Here is a 5,030-nt window from a genome sequence, read left to right on the forward strand (position 1 = left end):
ACAAAAAATGGCTGAAAGCTAGATTTTATCTAACTTTCAGCCATTGAAATTTTTATACTTTCCTATACATTAAAAAAGCACCTAAACATAGATGCTCTTTTTTAATATCAATTCCTTATCATACTATTAAAATATTCATTAATATCTGTTGGACCTTCTAATATATCTCTTCCAATATATAACATGCCATCTTTATCAGTCTTTATACTCCATTTTACTAATAATATATATCCATCTAATATTTCAATGGCTGTTATACATCTTGGATGAACACAACTTCCATCATTGAAATATGGCACTTCACCAACATCCGGAAACATAGGTCGATGAGTATGCCCTGCTATAACAATGACATTTTCTCTTACTGCCCATTCACTTAACCTCTTGTCCACTTTATTTTTCTCTTTATAACTTTTAGCTGCCCTAGTAGGATCCTTCACTCCAAAATTTTCTAGCGGTTTCCATAAATACCTAACGAGAAATCTACTTAACTTCCATAAGCTATCATTTAGTAAATCCCCCTGATGCCCGTGTAATAAAAAAATCTTTTTTTCACTATTATTATATTTTAAGATTATTCCCTCATGAACACAAAAATCCTTAAAAAGTGGCTCATATCTTACCCCTTCTCTATTTAAGCATTTGCATAAACACTTTTTAATAAACTTCTGTTCCTTTTTAATCATATCATGATTTCCATAAATCATATGAAATCTTCCAGAACAGTATAATTCATTTAAAATCCAAAAAACATTATTATGAATTTCTAAAATATCATTCATCCTTTTATTTTCCCAAAGTTCATCTCCATCACCTAATTCTATATAGGTATATCCATTCTCATAATAATTCATCAATGCACTAAAATAAATATTTTGATTTTTTAGAAATGTGTCACTCCAATCACCAGTTCCTCTATGACAATCACTCATCAATACAATTCTTGATTCATTATCAAAAGATATTTCATAAGCTTCTTTAAAAACTTTAGATATTCTTTTAAAGTGATTCATTTATACTCTCCCCCCAAATTATTTAGTATATTTTCTATGAACTCCCTATAAAAATACTTAAAGGACAGAAATTAATTTATTAAGTAAATTAATTTCTGTCCTTTTATTAACTATCTTTAGTTAATTTATATAAATTGTATAAATCAATTATGCATTTCCATCTACCAATATTCATAATTTGTCCATATAGTAATGGTGATTGTTGCTTTACAGCATTAATCTTTTCATCATAATTTTTATATTGTTTAGTTATACTATTATAAACATTACATAAATCTTTATTTCTTCTTTGCATCATATAGTTTAAAAGTTTAGTATTCGTATATGGTTGCTCTGTTTTTGGTTTATCAAAGAATATCTCTACACTGTTCCCTTTTATTTTAATTTCTTCATTGTCATATCCAGCATAATTTAACCCTTGTATAAATGCATCTCTCATTTCTTCATCTATTAACGTTATATTTATATCTACTGATAACTCATTTGGCTCAGAAAATTCTCCAAGAATAAATCCTGTTAACCACCAATGTTTATCTTTTCTTTCGAAAATACCTTCTCCATTTTTCCTAACAACAATGGAAATATCCAAGAATTCTTCAGGGCTTATTTTATCATAAAATATATTCTTACTATCCATTCTTTCATTATATATAGTTATTTCTGAAGCATACACTCCAACTTCAACCCCTGTGCAAATTCCGTACTGTCCTTTCCAAAATTCAATAAGCCATCTCTTATTATTGTAGTTAAAATAAATAGGTTCACAATCAAATATCATGCGTAATGGCGCAGAACATTCATCATAAAATCTACAATAACCGTAATCATGTTGCCATGCATCAATCATTGAATAAAAAATTCCTTGCTCATTATCATAATCAAAACCTGCTTGGTTTATAGAATCATATACTACTGATTCTATTCGTCCACTTGAATCAATATAATTTTTTAATTCTGATATTGATTTTTTAAAATTTTCATCTCCATAAAAGTTATTAATAGAATATATTTTTAGTATTAATTTTAAAAGTATATTATTCAAATTATCAATTTTTTCTAAAAAATTATCATTTGTAGCCACAAAACCCACCTCATATTATTTATACTACATAATATTCAAAATGAATTTTTATGTTAATACTTTTTGCTACAAATTTATTTAATCAACTCTTTTCTTAAAAATGAGTTTTTACCAACTTTAAATGGTACTTTAACTTTACACATCATTCCTGGATGTGGGCATCCTTCTATAGCTTCTCCATCTTCGTTATAAAGTTCTTCAACAATAAAGCTTTCTCCAAATTCACCTGGAGTTAATATTTCCACCTTATCTCCCTTTACAAATTTATTCCTTTGCTTACATAATGCAATTTGACTTTCTTCATCATATTCATGAACTATAGCAACTACATCATACTCTCTAACATGATCATTTGTATGATAAATTATTGCATCACTCTTAGGTTCACTAAAGAAGAATCCAGTATTATATTCTCTATGACTAACCTTGTACATTTCATCCCTTAAAACTTTAGGTAATTTATAATTTTCTGGATCTTCATAATATAAATCTATTGCCTTTCTATAAGCATTAACAACTATAGCAACATAATATTCACTCTTATTTCTACCTTCAATTTTTAAAGATGAAATTCCAGCTTCTAAAAGCTCTGGTAAATGCTCTATCATACATAAATCCTTTGAATTCATTATATATGTACCATGTTGATCCTCTTCAATAGGGAAATATTGATTAGGTCTCTTTTCTTCTACTAAAGAATACTTCCATCTACAAGATTGTGCACAAGCTCCTCTATTAGAATCTCTTCCTGTCATATAACTTGAAAGTAAACATCTTCCTGAATATGACATACACATAGCTCCATGCACAAAAACTTCTAGTTCTAATTCTTCTGGTATATGCTCTCTAATTTCCTTTATTTCCTTTAATGAACATTCTCTAGCTAAAACTACACGTTCTGCACCTAAATCATGCCACATATTACATCCTTCATAATTTACTGTATTGGCTTGTGTACTAATATGTATTGGTAAATTAGTATGCTTTTGAACAGTTCTAAAAACTCCAAGGTCTGATACTAAAACTGCGTCAACTTTAGCTTCTTCAAGACTTTTTAAGAATTCTGGTAACTTTTCTATCCCTTCATTTCTTGGCATTACATTTACTGTACAATATATCTTCTTTCCTAAACTATGAGCTAATTCAGCACCTTCCTTTATCTCCTCAAATGAAAAATTTTGTGCTGCTGCTCTTAATGAAAATGCTTCTCCACCAAAATAAACCGCATCGGCTCCATATTGAAAAGCAATTTTTAATTTTTCTAAGCTCCCTGCAGGAGCTAATAATTCTGGCTTTTTATATTTTGTTGTCATAAGAATTCATCCTTTTACTATATTTATAATTTATGCTTTTATTATATACTACTATTTATTTAATTCAATCTAAAAACTAATACAATACTACCAAAATAGCTATTTCAACTATCATAGTACCACTACTGTTAAAATTTATATTATCAGTGGTACTTATCATTTTTTAATATTTTTATTACAATAATAGTAAGATATAAAAAATTTGAGGTGTAGTTATGGAAAAGATAATGAGACCCGTATGGGCTGAAATAGATTTAGATATACTTGCAAATAACATGAAAAATATAAAGAAATTAGCTGGAAATAAAGAAGTTATGGCTGTCGTAAAAGCTGATGCATATGGGCACGGTGCTTTAGATGTAGCCCCTTGCCTTTTAGAAAATGGTGCTTCTAGACTAGCTGTTGCAATGCTTACTGAAGCAATTGAACTTAGAAATAATAACATTACAGCCCCTATAATGATACTTGGGTATACACCATTATATTTAGGTGAAGAATTAATTAATTATGATATAGAGCAAACAATTTATGATTTAGATTATGCAAAGGAATTATCTACTTTAGCAAGAAGCCTTAATAAAAAAGTAAAAGTTCACATAGCTATAGATACTGGTATGGGTAGAATTGGATTCCTTCCTAGCGATGAAAGCTTCAAGTCTATTTGCGAAATTTGTGCTTTAGATGGTTTAGATGTTATTGGAATATTTACTCACTTCTCTAGTTCTGATGAAGAAGATAAGGAGTATACTCAATATCAATTTAACCAAATTTATGATTTTATCAATAATCTAGAAAAACAAGGAATTAATATACCTTTAAAGCACGCATCTAATAGCGCTGCAATTATAGATTTACCTAATACCTATTTAGATGCTGTAAGAGCTGGAATTATTCTTTATGGATATTACCCTTCAAATGAAGTTAAAAAAGAAAACTTATCAATTAAACCTGCTTTAACTTTAAAAGCTAAAATTGCTCATGTTAAAGAATTAGAAAGTGGTATGTATATTAGTTACAATAGAACTTTTAAAACATCTAGAAAAAGTAAAATTGCAACTATTCCTATTGGATATGCAGATGGATATATTAGAACATTAAAACACCAGGCTAAGGTTATTGTTAATGGTCAGCTTGCTCCTATAGTAGGTAACATTTGTATGGATCAATTTATGATTGATGTTACTGATATAGATGATGTTAAAACTGGAGATGAAGTTATATTACTAGGTGAAAGTAATGGTATTAAATTTAATGCTGATGACCTTGCTAAATGTATGGATAGTATAAATTATGAAGTTCTTTGTTTATTAAAAAAGAGAGTTCCTAGAGCTTACATTAAAAATGGGCAAATAATTCATGTAAAAAATAATGTTTAATAATTAAATTGCGAACTAAAGCGTTAATGCCGTGATGACGAAAATTAATGATATAACCTCCAATAAGTCATATAATACTTTCTTCCGGTAATATCATTAATTTTTCTCTATCACTGGCTTCAAAACTTAGATCTACAATTTTCTGCATCCCCCTTAAAAGTTAACTATTTTAGTCTATTGCATAACCCCCAAAACCTTGTTTTGGTGCGGTTTTACAAACTCATTTTTTCAAGTTTTCCCCCACCAA

Annotated in this window: 4 protein-coding genes; 1 reads left to right on the forward strand and 3 read right to left on the reverse strand. The window is 28.6% G+C overall.

From position 1 onward, the window contains the following. Positions 1–107 precede the first annotated feature (107 nt). The 3 genes from I2E98_RS15470 to I2E98_RS15480 all read right to left on the reverse strand — a co-directional run bounded on the left by I2E98_RS15470 (position 108) and on the right by I2E98_RS15480 (position 3,407). Positions 108–1,013 carry a metallophosphoesterase gene (locus tag I2E98_RS15470; protein ID WP_195469768.1) on the reverse strand — a complete coding sequence of 302 codons (906 nt, stop codon included), beginning with the start codon at positions 1,011–1,013 and terminating at the stop codon, positions 108–110. Positions 1,014–1,119: 106 nt separating this feature from the next. Next, complete coding sequence (locus I2E98_RS15475; protein ID WP_195469769.1) at positions 1,120–2,094, reverse strand: DUF4474 domain-containing protein; 975 nt, start codon at positions 2,092–2,094, stop codon at positions 1,120–1,122. Positions 2,095–2,168: 74 nt separating this feature from the next. Continuing rightward, complete coding sequence (locus tag I2E98_RS15480) at positions 2,169–3,407, reverse strand: U32 family peptidase (RefSeq protein WP_195469770.1); 1,239 nt, start codon at positions 3,405–3,407, stop codon at positions 2,169–2,171. Positions 3,408–3,622: 215 nt separating this feature from the next. Here I2E98_RS15480 and alr point away from each other — a divergent pair, with 215 nt between their 5' ends. After that, positions 3,623–4,783: an alanine racemase gene (alr, locus tag I2E98_RS15485; protein ID WP_195469771.1), complete on the forward strand. Its 1,161-nt coding sequence runs from the start codon at positions 3,623–3,625 to the stop codon at positions 4,781–4,783. The last annotated feature ends 247 nt before the right edge of the window (positions 4,784–5,030 follow it).

This window comes from Clostridium sp. D43t1_170807_H7, assembly GCF_015555905.1.
Classification (GTDB): Bacteria; Bacillota; Clostridia; order Clostridiales; family Clostridiaceae; genus Clostridium.